Annotated in this window: 9 protein-coding genes; 6 read left to right on the plus strand and 3 right to left on the minus strand. The window is 40.1% G+C overall.

Features of this window, described 5'->3' with window-relative positions; all coding sequences use genetic code 11:
* Positions 1-10 precede the first annotated feature (10 nt).
* The 3 genes from ACTFWY_RS14355 to ACTFWY_RS14365 are packed head-to-tail and all read left to right on the plus strand — an operon-like array spanning position 11 to position 6,704.
* Positions 11-2,992, plus strand: coding sequence for a glycoside hydrolase family 2 TIM barrel-domain containing protein (locus tag ACTFWY_RS14355; RefSeq protein WP_311828137.1), 2,982 nt, complete (start codon positions 11-13; stop codon positions 2,990-2,992).
* 4 nt (positions 2,993-2,996) lie between these two features.
* Positions 2,997-4,523 carry an arabinosylfuranosidase ArfA gene (gene arfA / locus ACTFWY_RS14360; RefSeq protein WP_439926431.1) on the plus strand — a complete coding sequence of 509 codons (1,527 nt, stop codon included), beginning with the start codon at positions 2,997-2,999 and terminating at the stop codon, positions 4,521-4,523.
* Positions 4,524-4,583: 60 nt separating this feature from the next.
* Positions 4,584-6,704, plus strand: coding sequence for a glycoside hydrolase family 95 protein (locus ACTFWY_RS14365; RefSeq protein WP_219645130.1), 2,121 nt, complete (start codon positions 4,584-4,586; stop codon positions 6,702-6,704).
* Positions 6,705-7,039: 335 nt separating this feature from the next.
* Here ACTFWY_RS14365 and ACTFWY_RS14370 read toward each other — a convergent pair whose 3' ends face one another.
* A complete protein-coding gene (locus ACTFWY_RS14370) occupies positions 7,040-9,652 on the minus strand; it encodes an HAD-IC family P-type ATPase (protein WP_439926428.1) in 2,613 nt (870 codons plus the stop codon).
* Between the two features lie 243 nt (positions 9,653-9,895).
* On the opposite strand from ACTFWY_RS14370, the gene ACTFWY_RS14375 reads away from it, so the two are divergent.
* Positions 9,896-10,543: an HAD family hydrolase gene (locus ACTFWY_RS14375; protein ID WP_311828139.1), complete on the plus strand. Its 648-nt coding sequence runs from the start codon at positions 9,896-9,898 to the stop codon at positions 10,541-10,543.
* 344 nt (positions 10,544-10,887) lie between these two features.
* Positions 10,888-12,225 carry an amino acid permease gene (locus tag ACTFWY_RS14380; protein ID WP_103300204.1) on the plus strand — a complete coding sequence of 446 codons (1,338 nt, stop codon included), beginning with the start codon at positions 10,888-10,890 and terminating at the stop codon, positions 12,223-12,225.
* 94 nt (positions 12,226-12,319) lie between these two features.
* Here ACTFWY_RS14380 and ACTFWY_RS14385 read toward each other — a convergent pair whose 3' ends face one another.
* Together ACTFWY_RS14385 and ACTFWY_RS14390 are read right to left on the minus strand one after the other, a co-directional pair.
* The gene (locus tag ACTFWY_RS14385; protein ID WP_081131963.1) at positions 12,320-12,679 is read right to left on the minus strand and encodes a hypothetical protein; all 360 of its coding nucleotides are present in this window, start codon (positions 12,677-12,679) and stop codon (positions 12,320-12,322) included.
* A 641-nt stretch (positions 12,680-13,320) separates the two neighbouring features.
* Entirely contained in the window at positions 13,321-14,841 is a 1,521-nt protein-coding gene (locus ACTFWY_RS14390; RefSeq protein WP_311828140.1) for a helix-turn-helix domain-containing protein, read from the minus strand.
* 254 nt (positions 14,842-15,095) lie between these two features.
* Between ACTFWY_RS14390 and ACTFWY_RS14395 the strand changes: the two genes are divergently transcribed.
* The coding region (locus tag ACTFWY_RS14395; RefSeq protein WP_439948505.1) for a VWA domain-containing protein at positions 15,096-17,096 on the plus strand (2,001 nt) is incomplete at its 3' end.

Here is a 17,096-nt window from a genome sequence, read left to right on the forward strand (position 1 = left end):
AGAAAAACGAATGTTTAAGACAAACTACTTGTCAGATCCCCAGCGCATTCATGAAAATAGACAAAGCCCGCGAAGTTATTATCTCCCCTATGCTCCAATGGATGATCATGACAATTCTTCGCGAGTTTTGTCATTGAATGGATTCTGGCGATTTCGATATTTTCCGTCTCATCTAGATGTTGAAAGGGAGCGGTTTTTTGCTGATGATTTTTGGCAAAATAGTCACCTGATTTCTGTACCAAGTAATTGGCAAATGGAAGGGTATGGACAACCGCACTATACGAATATACAATATCCATTTCCAATCAATCCGCCCTTTACGTTCTCTGAGATTCCGGTAGGGGTTTACCGATATGATTTTATTTGTGACTCTAAAAAAATGCGGCAATTTCTTAGGTTTGAAGGAGTGGATAATTGCTTTGCGTTGTATCTTAATGGTAAATATATAGGATTTAGTAAGGGCAGCCGCAATCCAGCTGAATTCGATGTAACCGCTTCTATCGAAAAGGGAGAAAATCAACTTGTCGTTGAAGTTTTTCAATGGTCCGATAGTTCATATATTGAAGATCAAGATATGTGGTGGTTGAGTGGCATCTTTCGTGATGTAGCTTTGCTGCATCGCCCCCAAGAATGTATCTGGGATTTTCACATTCAAACATCATTTGACAACAACTATGAGAATGGTATTTTGACTATTGATTTTCCAAACATTCATGGTAATCAGCTCGATTGCGAAATTTTTTTAGAAAAAGAATCACTTGTCTTTCAAAAAAAGATTGTGATAGATAAAGAAAACCATCATTTTTCTTTTCCAGTCGTTTCACCTCAAAAATGGACTGCTGAAACACCAGAATTGTATCGGTTGCGCTTTGTCACTTCAGAAGAGGAAATTTGTCAGGAAATCGGCTTCAGAGAAGTGGCTCTTTTGGAAAACAAAATTTGTATTAATGGCAAACCAATTCTATTTAAAGGAATCAATCACCATGAGTTTCATGAGACGAAGGGGCGAGCTCTGCCAAAAGGTTTCTTGGAAAAAGAGATCCAGCTGATGAAAGAAGCGCATTTTAATGCCATTCGAGCAGCTCACTATCCTCATAGTCCTGAATTTTATCAATTGTGTGATCGCTATGGATTATACGTGATGGATGAGGCGGACTTAGAGTGTCATGGAATAGGGAGTACCGGAGATAAAAATTATTTGAGCAGCAATCAAGATTGGGAGAAAGCTTATCTTGATCGCATGAAACAAATGGTCGAGCGAGACAAAAATTATCCTTCAATCATTATCTGGTCGGTAGGAAATGAGTCTGGAAACGGAACAAACCACGAAGCAATGATTCGTTGGTGCCGCGAAAAAGATCCTACTCGATTGATTCATCATGAAGGAGAGTCCCGTGATTGTATTTCAGAAACAGATGGGCGTTACTTTAAAGATGTGCAGCAAGCCGATTTTAATTCTAGAATGTATGCGACGATTCAAGAATTACAAGAGGTCGCAGACAATCCGCAAGTTATCAAACCATACATCCTTTGTGAATATGGACATGCGATGGGAAATGGCCCCGGTTCGTTGAAAGAATACTGGGAAATGTTTTATAAAGAACCGCAATTACAAGGTGGCTTTTTATGGGAATGGAAAGATCAAGGAATCAAAGCAAAGCGGGAAGGGCAACCGACCTATTTATACGGCGGCGATTTTGGTGATATTCCTAATGACTACAATTTTGTTTTGGACGGGTTAATGACCCCTGATTTACAACCATCACCCAGTTATTTCGATATTCAACGACAACAAGAACCAATCGCCATTGATTTTTCCTTGTATGAAGTCGGAAAAATAATCCTACGCAATCGCAATCAATTCAAAGACTTGCTAGGGATGAAGTGTTGTTTTGAAATAAAGCGAGATCAAGAAGTATTGGTAAGTAAGATCGTGACAGTTCATTTACCCCACGAAAAAGACGTCGAAGTGATATTACCTAGCGAACTGTTGCTCGCAGAAAAGGGAAATTTGCTAAAAGTGCAGATTTTCGATGAGCAAAAGACGCTTCGTGGCAAATTAGCTCGTATTGTCGCATCTATGCCAATCGAAGGAGACTCTCTACCAGGGCAAGAACCTGATTTACTCCTATTTAATGAAATTCAGGATGATGCAAAAATGTTGCTGCTCCGAAATGGGACAAATTATTTGAGAGTAGATAAAACTACTGGTAAATGGCAGTTCATGAACGAGCATCAAGACATTTATCTAGCCTCTCCAGAAAGTATTTTTTGGCGGCCGACAACAAACAATGATTTTATTTCTAGTGAAATATGGCGAGAATATGGTGTCGATCGCATGATGACAAATTTAATGAGCTGCAGCATTGTCGCCAATGATTCTGATAAATTGAAACTATCTTTAAAGGAAGCAATCGGGCCAGCAGGAAAGTTTTGGCATATTGAGCAAACAACGAATATCACTTTTTTCAAGGATGGACGAGTCACCTATGAAATATCTGGGGAGCCTAAAAACCATTATCCGCTGACAGTTCCTCGTATCGGACTTGTTTGGCAGCTGCATAAACGATTTACGAAAACTTGCTGGTCTGGAAAGGGACCTAAAGAAACCTATGCAGATACTGAAAATGGCAGTTACTTTGATGTGTTTTCTCAGGCAACAGATGAACTGAGTTTCCAATATTTATATCCACAAGAAAGTGGCAATCATTGCCAGACGAAGTGGGCGACATTCAAGTCGGACGATCAATTAGCACTCAAGTTCCAAGGAAACCATTTCTTTAATTTTAGTGTACATTCTTATTCTGCTGCGGCTATTGATTCCGCACAACATATTCATGAACTAAAAAAAGCAGACCGCTATTATTTGTACATCGATTATCAACAGCACGGGATTGGTTCCAGAAGCTGTGGTCCGGATGTACTAGACAAATACCAACTACATTTACAGGATTATCATTATCAATTTGAGATAAGAATAAAAGGAGTGTGATCAAGTGAAGGCTAGGGCACGTATTTCACAAACACAACAAATTTCGAGAATCGATCGCCGAATTTATGGTTCATTTATTGAACACATGGGAAGAGCAGTCTATGAAGGTATTTATCAACCAGATCATGAAACGAGTGACGAAAATGGCTTTCGGCAAGATGTTTTAAAACTTGTCAAAGAATTGGCAGTACCAATTGTTCGCTATCCTGGAGGAAATTTTTTGTCTGGCTATCGTTGGGAGGACGGCATTGGGCCAAGAGAAAAGCGACCTAAACGACTCGACTTAGCGTGGCAAAGTATTGAAACGAATGAAGTAGGTTTACATGAATATATGCGTTGGGCTAAAGAATGCGATACTGAAGTGAATATGGCCGTTAATTTGGGAACGCGGGGTATCGATGCAGCGCGTCATCTAGTTGAGTATTGCAATTTTGAAGGAGGCACCTATTGGTCTGATCTTCGAAAGCAAAATGGAGACGAAAAACCCTTCGCAATTAAAACCTGGTGCTTAGGCAATGAGATGGATGGAGATTGGCAAATTGGGCATAAGACAGCAGAAGAATATGGTCGTTTAGCAGAAGAAACTGCCAAAGCGATGAAATGGGTAGATGATTCAATTGAACTAGTGGTGTGCGGCAGTTCCAACAGCTCTCGCCCGACATTCGTGGATTGGGAATTAACGGTACTTGAGCACACATACGAATATGTCGATTACTTATCACTGCATCAATATTATGACAATAAAACTGACAACCTTGCTGAATTTTTGGCCAAGTCAGAAGATATGGACCGTTTTATCAAGTCAGTAATCGCCATTTGCGACACGATGAAAGCAAAAAAACGAAGTGACAAGACCATGATGTTGTCCTTTGATGAATGGAATGTCTGGTACCATTCCAATGAAGAAACCGCGGCGCAAAAGCCATGGACGGTAGCACCTCACATTTTGGAAGACATCTACAATTTTGAAGATGCTTTACTTGTTGGCAGCATGCTCATTACATTATTAAAGAATTCTGACCGAGTGAAGATTGCTTGTCTAGCGCAATTGGTGAACGTGATCGCACCGATTATGACTGAGAAAAATGGGACAGCTTGGAAGCAGACCATCTTCTATCCGTATCAACAAGCTTCATTGTATGGACATGGCAAAGCATTAACTACAACAGTTGATATAGTAACTTATGATACCAACAAAATCAAGAATGTACCCTATCTTGACAGTATTGCTATTTTAAACGAAGAAAAAGATGAACTAGTTATTTTCTCTGTTAACAAGCATAGTTGTGAAGAAATTACATTCACGGTTGACTCTGATTTGAGATTGGCGTGTGTCATTGAGGCTACTGAAATGGCTGATTACGATACAAAAGCAGTTAATGGACCAAATCAAGAGTTAGTTGTCCCTTGTGATTCGAAGGAGCGGGTAGTGATTGATGGAGGAAGCGTTACAATCTGCACAAAGCCGCTTTCTTGGAATATGACTAGAATTAGGTTGAGCGAAAGAGATCACAAGACTATGACTGATTAATCAAGGAACAATACTTTTTCAAGAACAGCCATAGGACTTTTTATGATGGAGGTCCTCAAAATGAATTTTTTCTTTACAAACCCAGCGCAGGAATGGGAGGAAACGTTGCCTATTGGGAATGGTAGTCTAGGGGGAATGATCTTTGGAAGTTTTCCTGAAAAAATTGGCTTGAATGACGAATCACTTTGGTCGGGATACGAATATGACAAAAATCGACCAGAAGCTGCGAATTATTTATCAGAAATCCAACAAGCTATTTTGGAAGGCCGTTATCTAGAAGCGGGGCAACAAGTGGAAGAGTCTTTTTTAGGGAATTACACCGAGAGCTACTTGCCTTTGGGAAATCTGATTATTACACAACCAGACCAACAAGGAGCGATTGATCAGTATCGCCGTTGTCTTGATTTAAGCAGAAGTAAAGTAGAAATAACATACCAAGGAACGAGAGGTGTCTATCAGCGCGAGTATTTTGCTAGTTATCCTGACCAAGCCTTGTGGGGAAGATTTATTGCTCCGGAAGCTGAATCCATTAGTATTGCTTATGAGTCACAGTTACACTCAAAAGTTGTTTACCATGCTAATGAAAGCTGTGTTGAAATACAGGTTCAATGTCCGGAACATGTCAATCCAAACTATATAAGCAATGAATGGGATTTTGTACAAGGGACTCGCGGGGAAACACATATTTATGAATTAATCATTGAGCAAACGGATGGAAATATTGTTTTTAACAACGATCGACTTATCATTGAAAATGCCCGAAACGTATCATTTCTTTTTAGAAGAAAAGGGGCAGGAAAAGTTCCAAGCTTTGTAGAAGCTAAAAAGCGTCACAGGAAAGACTATCAAGAACTGTTCAATCGAGTAGAGATGGATTTGGGCGACCAAGTCCAGTTGCCGCTGAATGAACGTATTGCAAGGGTAAAAGAAGGGCAGTTAGATCCTGGTCTAATCGCTTTATATTTTCAATATGGACGCTACTTATTGATCAGTTCTTCTCGTCCTGGGAGTTTGCCGAGTAATTTACAAGGGATCTGGAGTTGGCAGCTGCGAGCGCCTTGGTCATGTAATTTCACAACAAATATCAATTTAGAGATGAATTACTGGTTAGCGGATACTTGTAATTTACACGAATGCTTTGTACCTTATAGTAACTTTATTGAACAACTCTCTAGCGCAGGAGAAAAGACCGCCTTCCTTCATTATGGTGTAGCAGGATCTGTGTGTCATCATAATACAGATCGCTGGTTTACAACCAATCCAGTGGGGACTCCTTATCGATCTCAGACTGGTAGAGGAGATGCTTCTTGGGCGATGTGGCAAATGGGCGGGGCTTGGCTAGCCAGTGATTTATACCGGCACTATGAGTACACGGGAGATAGGACATACCTGAAAGAGGTGGTCTATCCAGTATTGCGAAAGTCTGTTACGTTCTTAGTCAATACATTAATAGAAAGTGACGGAATATATCACAGCTGTCCCTCGACGTCACCAGAGAACCTGTTTTTCGATGCTGCTGGCAACAAATGTTCATTGCAGCTATCAACTGCAATGGATATCTGCTTGATCAATGAAAATTTTGATTTCTTCCGGTTAACTTGTGAATCACTAAATATCCATGATGATTTGTTGGATAGAATGAAGCGAATCCAACCCTATTTAGCAACTGTAAAAATTGGGTCAAAAGGTCAAATTTTAGAATGGCAAGAAGAATTTGAAGAAGTGGAACCTGGACATCGCCACGTTTCCCATCTTTATGGCGCATACCCTGGTGAACTTTATAGAACAGAGGAGCTTTTAAATGCAGTGAGAAAGTCAATTTCTCTGCGATTAAAAAATGGTGGCGGACATACCGGATGGAGTAATGCTTGGTTAATCAATTTATTTGCTATCCTAGGAGATTCACAGCAAGCCTATCAACATATTCAGCATGCCATTTTAGAAGCTTCGTATAGTAATCTTTGGAGCAAACATCCTCCATTCCAGATTGACGGTAACTTTGGCGTGGCTGCTGGGATCGCCAATCTGTTTATCCAAGATCGCAACGGACATGTTAAATGGTTGCCGTCCTTACCAGCCGAATTGAAAGATGGTTTTGTCAAAGGGCTGAAAATCAAAGGGAATCAGACCGTTGAGATGCAGTGGAAAAACGGTGAGCTGATCAGAAAAAATATTTATTAAAAGCTTTGCAACAAAAGTTTGTAACAAAATAAAGAAGACGGGACTGTGCCATAAGTCTCCTACAAGTAACGCTATCCGAACATTAATTATTATTGCTCCTGCGGTGCAGGGACTCCTCGTCGCAAAAGTCAGAGGAATCAAGCCTAGCAACAGACTATTATTCGGTTTAGCTTGTTGGATGATGACTTATGGCACAGTCCCACTTTTTACTCATCCTTCGAACGTAATCGTCGTTTCTTCCCTAAATGTCTAAATACTATTGAACTAGTGATACGTTCAATAGTATCAAGACTAGTAAAAGGCGCATTTATCTGAGGAAAGTTTGCTATTGCTTATTATTCGAATGAATTGAACTGTTCAGAAAAACTTTCATTCAGAATCACACGTGTAATGTGCTTTTCCGACTCTACTAATAGAAATAGTAGTAAAGCAGGAAGAATGCTTATCAGCATATTGTTCAAGCTTAATGAAGTTGTTTGGACGATTCTCTGCAGCGGCGGGAAATAAACCATCGCTAATTGTAATAGAGCCATCACTGACAACGAATAGATCAGGGCTTTATTTTGCTTGATTTTATTACTGAAGGCAAAGCTAGTGATCTCACGACAATTGAGCATGTAAAATGCTTGACCAAAAACGATCGCATTGATGAGGACGGTCTGTCTTGTCGCTTCATCACTAAATAAATTCATGGTAAGGAAGCCAAAAAAGGTCAATAGGATACCCACGTATAGGATTCGAAACAACGTATATTTGGAAATGATTTTCTCATTCATGTCTCGAGGTGCACGGTTCATGATCATTTTGTGCGCGGGTTCAAAGCCTAGCGCATAAGAAAGTGTGATGGATGCGACAAGATTAAGCCAGAGAATTTGAACGGTGGTCAATGGCAAAGGCATGTTTCCCAGCATGGAGACGATCAGCAATAGACCTTGTGCCAAACAAGTTGGTAAATAGAAGAGGATCGTCTTTTTTAGATTGTCAAAAATTCTGCGACCTTCTCTAATAGCTTTGGCAATCGTCGCAAAATTATCATCGATCAGAATCATGTCTGCCGCTTGTTTGCTTACGTCGCTCCCTTTGATCCCCATAGCAATGCCGACATCGGCTTTTCTAAGTGCGGGTGCATCATTTACGCCATCGCCCGTCATTCCTACGATCTCACCTTGTTCTTGCAGGAAAGTCACGATTTGAAGTTTGTGTTCTGGTGTAGTCCGGGCAAAAATATTGGTGTTTTTCACAACGGTTTGCCATTCTTCTGCTGACAAACGATCCAATTCAGTACCAGTAATTGCTCGATCAGCATGATTGATTCCTAGTTTCTGGGCGATCGCTTTGGCTGTTGTAGGGTGGTCTCCGGTAATCATTACTACTCTGACACCCGCTTTTTTACAGTCTGCGACAGCCTCGATCGCGGATTCTTTCGGCGGATCAATAATACCTGCTAATCCGGTCATAACTAGATCATTTATTTCGTCATGGGTTAATAGGGTATCGTTTGCTACATCTTTGTAGGCAAAAGCGATCACTCGCTGACCTTCAGAAGCAAAAGATGAGTTGACCTGTTCCCACTGCAGGCGATCAAATTTTTGCTTAGTTCCATCGATATGAGCTGCGGAAACTTTGGTCATAATGACATCCGGTGCGCCTTTGACAAAAATACGTTTCTTGCCATTTATTCTATGACTTGTAGCCATATATTTGTATTTTGAATCAAAGGGCAACGTCTCTACACTTTCTATTCGTTGGGCACCGATCCGATTCGTCCACTTTAACAAGGCTAACTCTGTGGCATTTCCTGTAACTGGACAATGAACATCCTCAAAGCTTTGCGTTTCTTGACAATTTTGCATGATCTCTGCGAGCAGTTCATTCTCCGGGTAATCTTCCTGGTTTGTCTTCAACACATCAGTTACCTGATTGTTTGTAAACAAAGTAGTTAACGTCATGTCGTTTTTTGTTAAAGTACCAGTCTTATCCGAACAAATCACTGTCATTGATCCAAGGGTTTCTACCGTAGGCAATCCTTTCACGATCGCATTTTGCTGAGACATATTTTTTACCCCAGAAGATAGAATAATCGTCAAGATTGATGGCAATCCTTCTGGGATAGAGGAAACGATCAGCGCAATGATCGCAGAGACGATATACATCATGCTCATCCCGTAAACAAAATAACTGATCAGTCCAAGTAAAAGAATGAATAGTCCAATACCTTTAAAGATTGAATGATTCATTTCATTGACCTTTTTCAATAAAGGCGTTTCTTTGACTTCGATCGATGAAAGAGATTGGTTGATTTTGCCAATCTCAGTCTCGGAACCAATTGCGACGACGATGCCTTTCCCTGTACCTGATTGGACTTGCGTTCCAGAGTAAGCCATATTGGTTCGATCGGCTAAAGCTGTCTGCTCATCTAAGCGAGTGACGGTCTTCACGACTGCATCAGGCTCCCCTGTCAAAATCGACTCATCGATCTTCAATTCATTGACTGATTCGATTCGCAGATCAGCAGGGATAATATCACCTGGTGCCAAATAGACACGGTCGCCAGGAACTAGCTCTTCTGCATCAATAGACAGTCTTCCCTCTATCGATTCGATAGTTGCTTTTGAACTGAGAAGCTTTGTGATGCTTGATAGCGATTCGTCAGCTTTTCGTTCTTGATAATAACCAATCATGGCATTGAGGATAACGACTAATAAAACGATTGCTCCTTCAACAAAACTACCTGTAATAAATTTCAAAACAGCAGCACCGATCAAGACATACATCAGAGCATCATGGAAATAAGAAAAGAATTTTTTCCATTCTGGTGTTTTTTCTGATTCAGTAAGTAAGTTTTTTCCATACTTTTCCTGATAACTTGTACGCGTTTCCGAAGTGATAAGTTCGCTACTGGTTTCTGATTGTACTGCGTCGATTTCTAAATTATGCCAATGTTTCATTTTTTTCCCTCCATATTCTTTACACCCTTAGCATAAAGGTTAGAGTCGTTCTAAGGTCAACAGTTATTTTTGTTTTTTTGAAAAAGAGTCCATTCCTCTTTTTTTAAAAGATATGAGCGATACGTAGCGCTAGGATCTGCTTGTGATCAATAGCTTCTAACGAGGAAAAAATCAATGATTGTTTTCTATTAAAGAATAGGATACGATGAATAAAACTTTTTGATCATGAAGGGGGAGGATGGAATGAGAACTAAGGGATTGATTTTTGACTTTGATGGGACACTAGGTGACTCTAGAGAATGTGGGATATTGGCGACGCAAAAAGCATTTAGTGACATAGGTCTAATGATTCCTGATGAGAAAACGATCGAATACTATATGGGAATTCCTATTGAAAAATCATTTCTAGAGATGGCGAACAGGCAGTTATCCGAAGAGAAATTAATGGAACTTCTCACTATTTTTCGAAGCCATTATCAATTTTTTGAAGAAAAGTCGCTTAAGGTGTTCGATGGCATCCCTGAATTACTGGCAATTCTTAAAGAGCAAGGCATCAAATGTTTTGTGGTTTCCAGTAAGAAAACCGATATATTGAATCGAAATCTGAAGGGATTAGGCATTGCTGCTTTTTTTGCAGAGACGATCGGATCGGATAAAGTGACGCATTATAAGCCGCATCCTGAAGGGATAACCATAATTTTGAAAAATCATGGGTTGCAAAAAGATGAGGTGAGGATGATTGGTGATGCGACCTTTGATATCGAGATGGGGCAGGCAGCCGGTGTAGGCACTGTTGCTGTTGCTTGGGGAAGCCATACGAAAGAAGCCTTATTAGCCGTTAGGCCGGACTTTTTCATTGAACATCCACTGGATTTGATTGAAACGCTGTAAAGCTGCTTTGGCTAATTTGGCCAAAAAGCCAGCTACTTTCCAGCCGTTGAAACACGTTTTTCTGCTTTTATTGAAGTGGAAAAACGTGTTTTGTTTGTTAACGGATTGTCACCCTTTTGATAGAATAAGAACGTTTCTTTGAAGGAACTGAAAAAGATTAAAATATGGTAGAATTTTCAGAAAAAATAGATTATTTTTTCAATTTTTAGTTGCAATAGGTTATTTAACTGTGTATGATCTGGGCAAGGAGCTTAGCTCCGTTATTTTTTTGAAACCAGTTATAAGAAATGATGATTTTTTTGATTGATTTCATTTATGCCTATCGGAGAAACAAGGAGGATCTTATGAACGAAGAAAATCAATTAAAAAGACAAATGAAAACTCGCCACATTACTATGTTGGCTCTTGGCGGAGCAATTGGTGCTGGCCTCTTCAAAGGAAGCGGAGAAGCGATCGACTTGGCCGGTCCTTCGGTATTACTCGCCTTTATTTTTTGTGGTCTTATTTTATTTATGGTGATGACAGGACTTGGAAAGCTGGTTCTAGAAGATCAAAAGCAACATGGTCTTTCTGGGTTGGTCCAACCTTATCTGGGGGTGCATACGGCTGATTTTATCGATTGGCTTTACTGGTCGATGTGGATGATCAATATCATTGCCGAAGCGGTAGCAGCTGCCAGCTTTTTGCAGCTTTGGTTTCCCAATATTCCGGCGTGGGTCTTTGTTTTGATTTTGGCCCTTTTAACAACAGCCATTAATCTTTTCTCTGTACGTTTGTTTGCAGAAACAGAATACTGGCTCTCTTGGGCAAAAATCAGTGTAGTGATTGCGTTGATCATTATTGGCATCTATTTAGTCGGCACACAACTACTTGACATTGGCTTCTTGCCGACCTTTAGTCAAATCACTGACCATGGTGGTTTTGCCCCTCATGGGATTCAAGGATTTATCAACTCATTGCTAGTAGTTATTTATTCCTATGGTGGCTCAGAATTGGTGGCAATCACGATCAGTGAAGCAGAAAATCCAAAAAAAGCGATTCCTAAAGCGATCAGAGGGGTCATGACACGTATCACAGCTTTTTATATTATTCCGCTGTTTCTATTACTGATCATCTACCCGTGGAATCAGTTAGCGGATCCGAATGTGAGTCCATTCGTGATGGTCTTTCAAAAGATCCATTTGCCTTTCGCGTCGGACATCGTGAATTTGGTAATCATTCTGGCTTTATTTTCTTCGATCAATTCAGGAATCTATGCGTCTTCGCGAATCCTGTATTTCCGACTGAGCAACAATGGCAATGCTAAGCATAAATTTATTGCTTTAAATAAAAATAGTGTCCCGCAACGAGCAATCATGTTTTGTAGTGGAACGTTATACTTAGGTGTTGTGCTTTCCTATTTTTTAGGAGACAAATTGTTTGGCTATTTAGCTGGATCTCTTTCCTACACTGTTCTTTTGATCTGGCTATTGATCAGTCTGGCCGCTTTTGTCTTAGCCATTAAGCAAAAGAATCTTTTTCGTAAAGGTTATTTAAGTTTGGCGATTGTTTCTCTCGTCTTGCTGTTTCTGGGGATTTTGATCACAAATTCGATTGCCGTCACTGGTTTTACAGCGGTGTTATATGCAATCATTTTTTTCAGCTTTTATCGTCAACATAATCGGAAAGAAAGCAATCTTTGAAATAATAAATGAAGCAACGAGCAATCAATCGTAGTTATCGTTTGATGGAAAGACGAAAAAACTGCTACCTCTGTTTTTGAGAGGCAGCAGTTTTTTATTTAGCTGACTTGACAACGAGCAAACCAACTTGTTCACTACTGCGAAGATTTTTGTTATATTCTCTAAAGCCATCGCGGACGATGACTGAATAATCCGCCTTCAGTTCGATGACCGCTTTTAGCACTTTGATAAGGGCATGATCGTAGATATTTCCATTGATCACGACCTTTGCGTCCCTCTCCGAAATTTGGTCTTTTAGTTTATGACATAACTGATCAGGGGATCTTAATAATTCATGGATTGTGATGAAGTAGATGATTTCGTTAGGGGAGTGGCCTAAAAAAATATCTTTTTCCACGGTTTGCTTTGTGGATTGCTGCATTTGTTGTTTTAAATAATCATCGATTCTGGACACTCATCTGTTCTCCTTACATATAGAAATAATAAAAACGAGGGTAGCGCGTTACTGAATTTCATCAGGTTTGAATAGTTGGGAGGAGTGGCAATCATCTGTTGATTCAGGCAAAAAATGTGCGTTATCATTTTGCCTTTTCATTGACTGGCTCTATCCAAGACATTGAAGCAGTCAACAAATGGCCAAACCAACTAACTCAACAATCAACTTTCAATTATAGAAACATTTCTTAGTATCAACCTCCTTATTCTTTCTTTGCTGCTAAGTGTCACTAATAATAAGAATCGGCTGATTCTTCAAAAGATTAATCAGAAAAGTATTTATGAGAATGAAAGCAGGTTGAGAGCCGATTTTTCGAAGGTGTGAAGCTATTCAGAGAAGCACTGCTTGAAAAGAAATTGTAGTGAAATAAATACTTTGACTGTATATTATCTATCAAGACCATCCGAATACTAGTAAAAAAAACAATCTGTCAGCCAATTTGGAATAGTGACAGATTGCTTATACGATTGTTTGTCAGCATCAGATAAGAGGTTATCCTCTTCCTGTAACAATCACCAACTGGAACTAACGAATGCGGTAGCAAGAAGGGGGGAGCAGGATATCCTATTTTTCTCAATGACTAACTGCATGCTTAAGTTTCAATGGTGCGGACGATTTTGCTGGGTCAGCTCCTCGAGGGCTTGATGGATCGCCAACAAATCAGGTAGTGTGATCTGGGCATTGATCAGTAATACAGGGACTTTTTCAAAAGTTTCAGTCAACGGTGTGGTACTTAAGCAAAGATCATATGCCTCTTGGTCAAAGTGTTCGCGAATATCAATATTATAAAAGCCTTGGAAAGGCATTTTGATCAGTTTTTTTATTGTCAGTGAAACGGCTAAAGGTAAATCCGTTTCGAGTTTGATTCTGATTTGTTTCTGAAACGCAGCGGGTGATATCACTTGTGTCCAAGCCGTTGCGACATGCAATGCAAGTCCTTTGCGATTGAGTGGTTCATCATGATATAAGCTTGTCTGTTCTAAAAGTTTTTCTGACTGCATCCGCAATTCTGGGAAATGTTCTGCGAGAAATTGGACGGTGTCATAGCCTGCCAACGTATGATCGGTTTTTCCAAAAAGCGCAATGGAGAGAATGCCATTTAAAATGGTGTTCAACATCAGATTTTTCTGAGAGGATGGGAATGTTTTTCTCTCATGATGTGATGCCATTGAAGCAATCACTTCTTGAATGGCAGTAGGGGGTTTCTCCGCCTCATTCGACGAAAAATAAGTCTCTAGCTGAGATTCCTTAAATGTACGGTCAAGATTGGATTGCAGCCAAAGAAAACAAAAACGGCGTTCGTTTTCTGGTAGAAAGAAGTGTTCGGATAATTCTTCTGCTAAGTGATTGAATATGGGCGTATTCTGATCAGTCAGTTGTTGAAACAATTGCAAGTCTTCATCTGCGAGAAAAGGTGCTATCTCCAATGAATCCGTTGGGATCGACTGCCCTTTGCGAAAACGTAAAATAGTGACGGCTAGAATATACGTCGTCATTCTTAATTCGATTTTATTGAAAGGAATCTGGTTATTTTGATAGAAGTCTTGAGCGATCGTTTCACATTTTTTTTGTGAGAGTCCCTTGAACGGCCAATGCAACCCAGAGAATGTCCGCCAAAAGAAGGCGACCATAAAATATCTGATACGTGCTTCGTCGCCAATTAATCGAACCATGCCTTTTTGTTTTCGCAAAGAAAAGCCAATAGGAGTCAATGCGTTTTCTAATTCATAAATTCTTTTACGAACAGTCGATTCAGAGAAAAAATTGTTAGCAGCAAATTGGATCAAATTGATTTCATTTTGCAGCAGCAGGGTTTTAAGTAGTTGAAAAAAAGGATTGGATGCTAAAAGCTGACTCGTCAATCGTTTATAGTCTGTTTTGGTGCCGCTGAATTTATACCCGGATCCGTGTTTGGCAATTAGAATCTCGTTTTTTTCTGCTTGATTGTTTGCCAGCTGTTTGGTCAATGAGTCAAAGCTCTTTTGAACAGAACGACGATCGAGACCTAATGTTTGACTGATTTCTTCTATAGGGACAAAGCGTTTTTGCAAATACAAAAAGCGCAGTAACTCAACGTCTTTTTTGAGGCCACTCCCAAAAAATGTATGGAATCGTTCCATCGATTTGCCTCCAATCTAGTAATGTTTTGTATCAATTTTCTTTTATCATAGCACAAAAAAGGATATTTTTTTGTGTTTGAAATTTGCATTTTTTTACCTCTTTTGTTAGCCGAAACAAACTACAATTTGGATTGGCAAATTTCGTTCACAGTTAAACGATGATTCTCCCATTAAATGAGCGGACATGAAATAAAGGAGTGTAAGAAATGCAAGTCAACAAAAAAAGATCAGGTAAAACAATTGCTTTTTTACTAATGATTATTGGATCAATGGTCATTTTTATTGGTATACAGGCAAGTGCTGCTACTTATGATTTTGATTATCAAGCCAATCAATCTGGACAATATATTACTGATGGTGTCGAACAAGGGGATACCTATAATTATGACTACGGCAATGCACCAGGTGTCGATTTTGATAGTGAAAACTATGTGAACTATCATGATGAAGCTTATGTAAAGAAGAGTGTCAAAGAGGTAGCCGGGCAGCAAGGTCTCTTTGACGTTACTTTAGATGTGAAAGGGAATCAAGTAGATAATCCAGTTGATCTTGTCCTTGTGATTGATTACTCTTCCTCTATGAAAGGAGAGAAATTAACCAACGCCTTAAAAGGGCTGCAACAATTTGGTGAGGAATTAGGAGATTCCCTGTCAAACGGCTCTATTCGTATCGGAATTGTTGCCTATAACCGAACAACTTATTCTACGAATGGCTTCTCCACAGACATTGATTATCTGCAAAATTTTTTACAGCATACGGCGGAATCACACTCAGGAACATTTATGCAAAAAGGCTTGATGGAGGGACAACGTCTGCTCCTTGAACAAAGTCGACCTGAAGCTGAAAAGATGTTTATCCATATTGGCGATGATAGTGCCAATCGCAGCTATTTACCTGCTGAAAATGCAACTGTGTATCCCAATACAGGAAAGATCGATGATTATAATGGCTATCATACTAGCAGCTATACCAAAGCTTTCCAAACAGCTAATCCTCAATACCATACAACAAGTAAGACTTCAACAGATAGTTTAGCAGTTCCAGTCAGCAGTCAAGTGGTAACTGATGAAACATTAGGAACGATCGTTGACATCAAGGAATCGAACTTTACGGTTTATTCAGTGGCAACGGCACCTTCGGCAAGGGGCGAATACATTGCCCGTAATCTTGCTACTGCACCGGCTAATTATTTGACGACGGACGAAAACCTTAGCGGTCTTGGTTCAGCATTGAAAGAAATTGCGAATCACATTGATAAAACGATTCCCAATGGAACGATCACAGACCCTATGGGGGAAGGAATCCTTTTACAAGGAGCCGGTACGTTTGATAATAGCCATTATCAATTGGTCGGGTGGCGCAAAAATGATCAAGGAGCATGGATCCAAGCTCCTGAAATTGTTGCAGCAGTTCAAGTAACGGAAGCTAATCAAACCATCTCTATCAGCAACATCGCGTTAGGTGAAAATGAAAAACTTACCCTAACTTATCAGGTTCGAATAAATACAGAATCCGCTGAGTTTCAAGGAGAAACATGGGTCTTGTGTAATGGACGCACGACATTAACAACAGGAAGTGATGGTGAATATTTAGATTTTCCTATTCCATCCATCAAGGCACCTGTCGTAGAATTGAAAATTATGAAGAAGTGGGTCAATGTTCCAGATGCTGAGATTCCTGATCAGATCGAATACCAAGTCAAAAGAACAACCACCGTTAGTGCTGAAAGTTGGCAAATGTCAGATAGTTTAACCTTGAATAAAGGCGAGGGCTATCAAGGAACACGCACAAAAGTCCCAGTTGAAGGCCAAAATGTAGTATTACCAAAGTACAATAACCAAGGGGAAGATTTCTTTTACACTGTCGAAGAAGTCAATGTTCCAGATGACTTTGAAAGTGCGGTAACCAATGAGGATGGTACCATCATTATTACCAATACTAAAAAAGAAACATCAAGTACGACCGAGCCAAGTGTTACCGAGCCAAGTGTCACAGAGCCAAGCACCACCGAGCCAAGTACGATGGAACCAAGCACGACAGAGCCAAGTGTCACCGAACCAAGCGTAACGGAGCCAAGTACGACAGAGCCAAGCACAACGGAACCAAGTACGACAGAGCCAAGCGTAACGGAACCAAGTACGACCGAGCCAAGTGTTACCGAACCAAGCGTAACGGAGCCAAGCACGACAGAGCCAAGCACAACGGAACCAAGCACGACAGAGCCAAGTGTCACAGAACCAAGCGTAACGGAACCA

Source organism: Enterococcus sp. 125944 (genome assembly GCF_051909435.1).
GTDB classification, from domain to species: Bacteria; Bacillota; Bacilli; order Lactobacillales; family Enterococcaceae; genus Enterococcus_D; species Enterococcus_D gallinarum.

Coding starts and splice junctions, on each gene's coding strand:
- ACTFWY_RS14355 (WP_311828137.1), top strand. CDS start 11: ATGTTTAAGACAAACTACTTGTCAGATCCCCAGCGCATTCATGAAAAT.
- ACTFWY_RS14365 (WP_219645130.1), top strand. CDS start 4,584: ATGAATTTTTTCTTTACAAACCCAGCGCAGGAATGGGAGGAAACGTTG.
- ACTFWY_RS14370 (WP_439926428.1), bottom strand. CDS start 9,652: ATGAAACATTGGCATAATTTAGAAATCGACGCAGTACAATCAGAAACC.
- ACTFWY_RS14375 (WP_311828139.1), top strand. CDS start 9,896: ATGAGAACTAAGGGATTGATTTTTGACTTTGATGGGACACTAGGTGAC.
- ACTFWY_RS14380 (WP_103300204.1), top strand. CDS start 10,888: ATGAACGAAGAAAATCAATTAAAAAGACAAATGAAAACTCGCCACATT.
- ACTFWY_RS14390 (WP_311828140.1), bottom strand. CDS start 14,841: ATGGAACGATTCCATACATTTTTTGGGAGTGGCCTCAAAAAAGACGTT.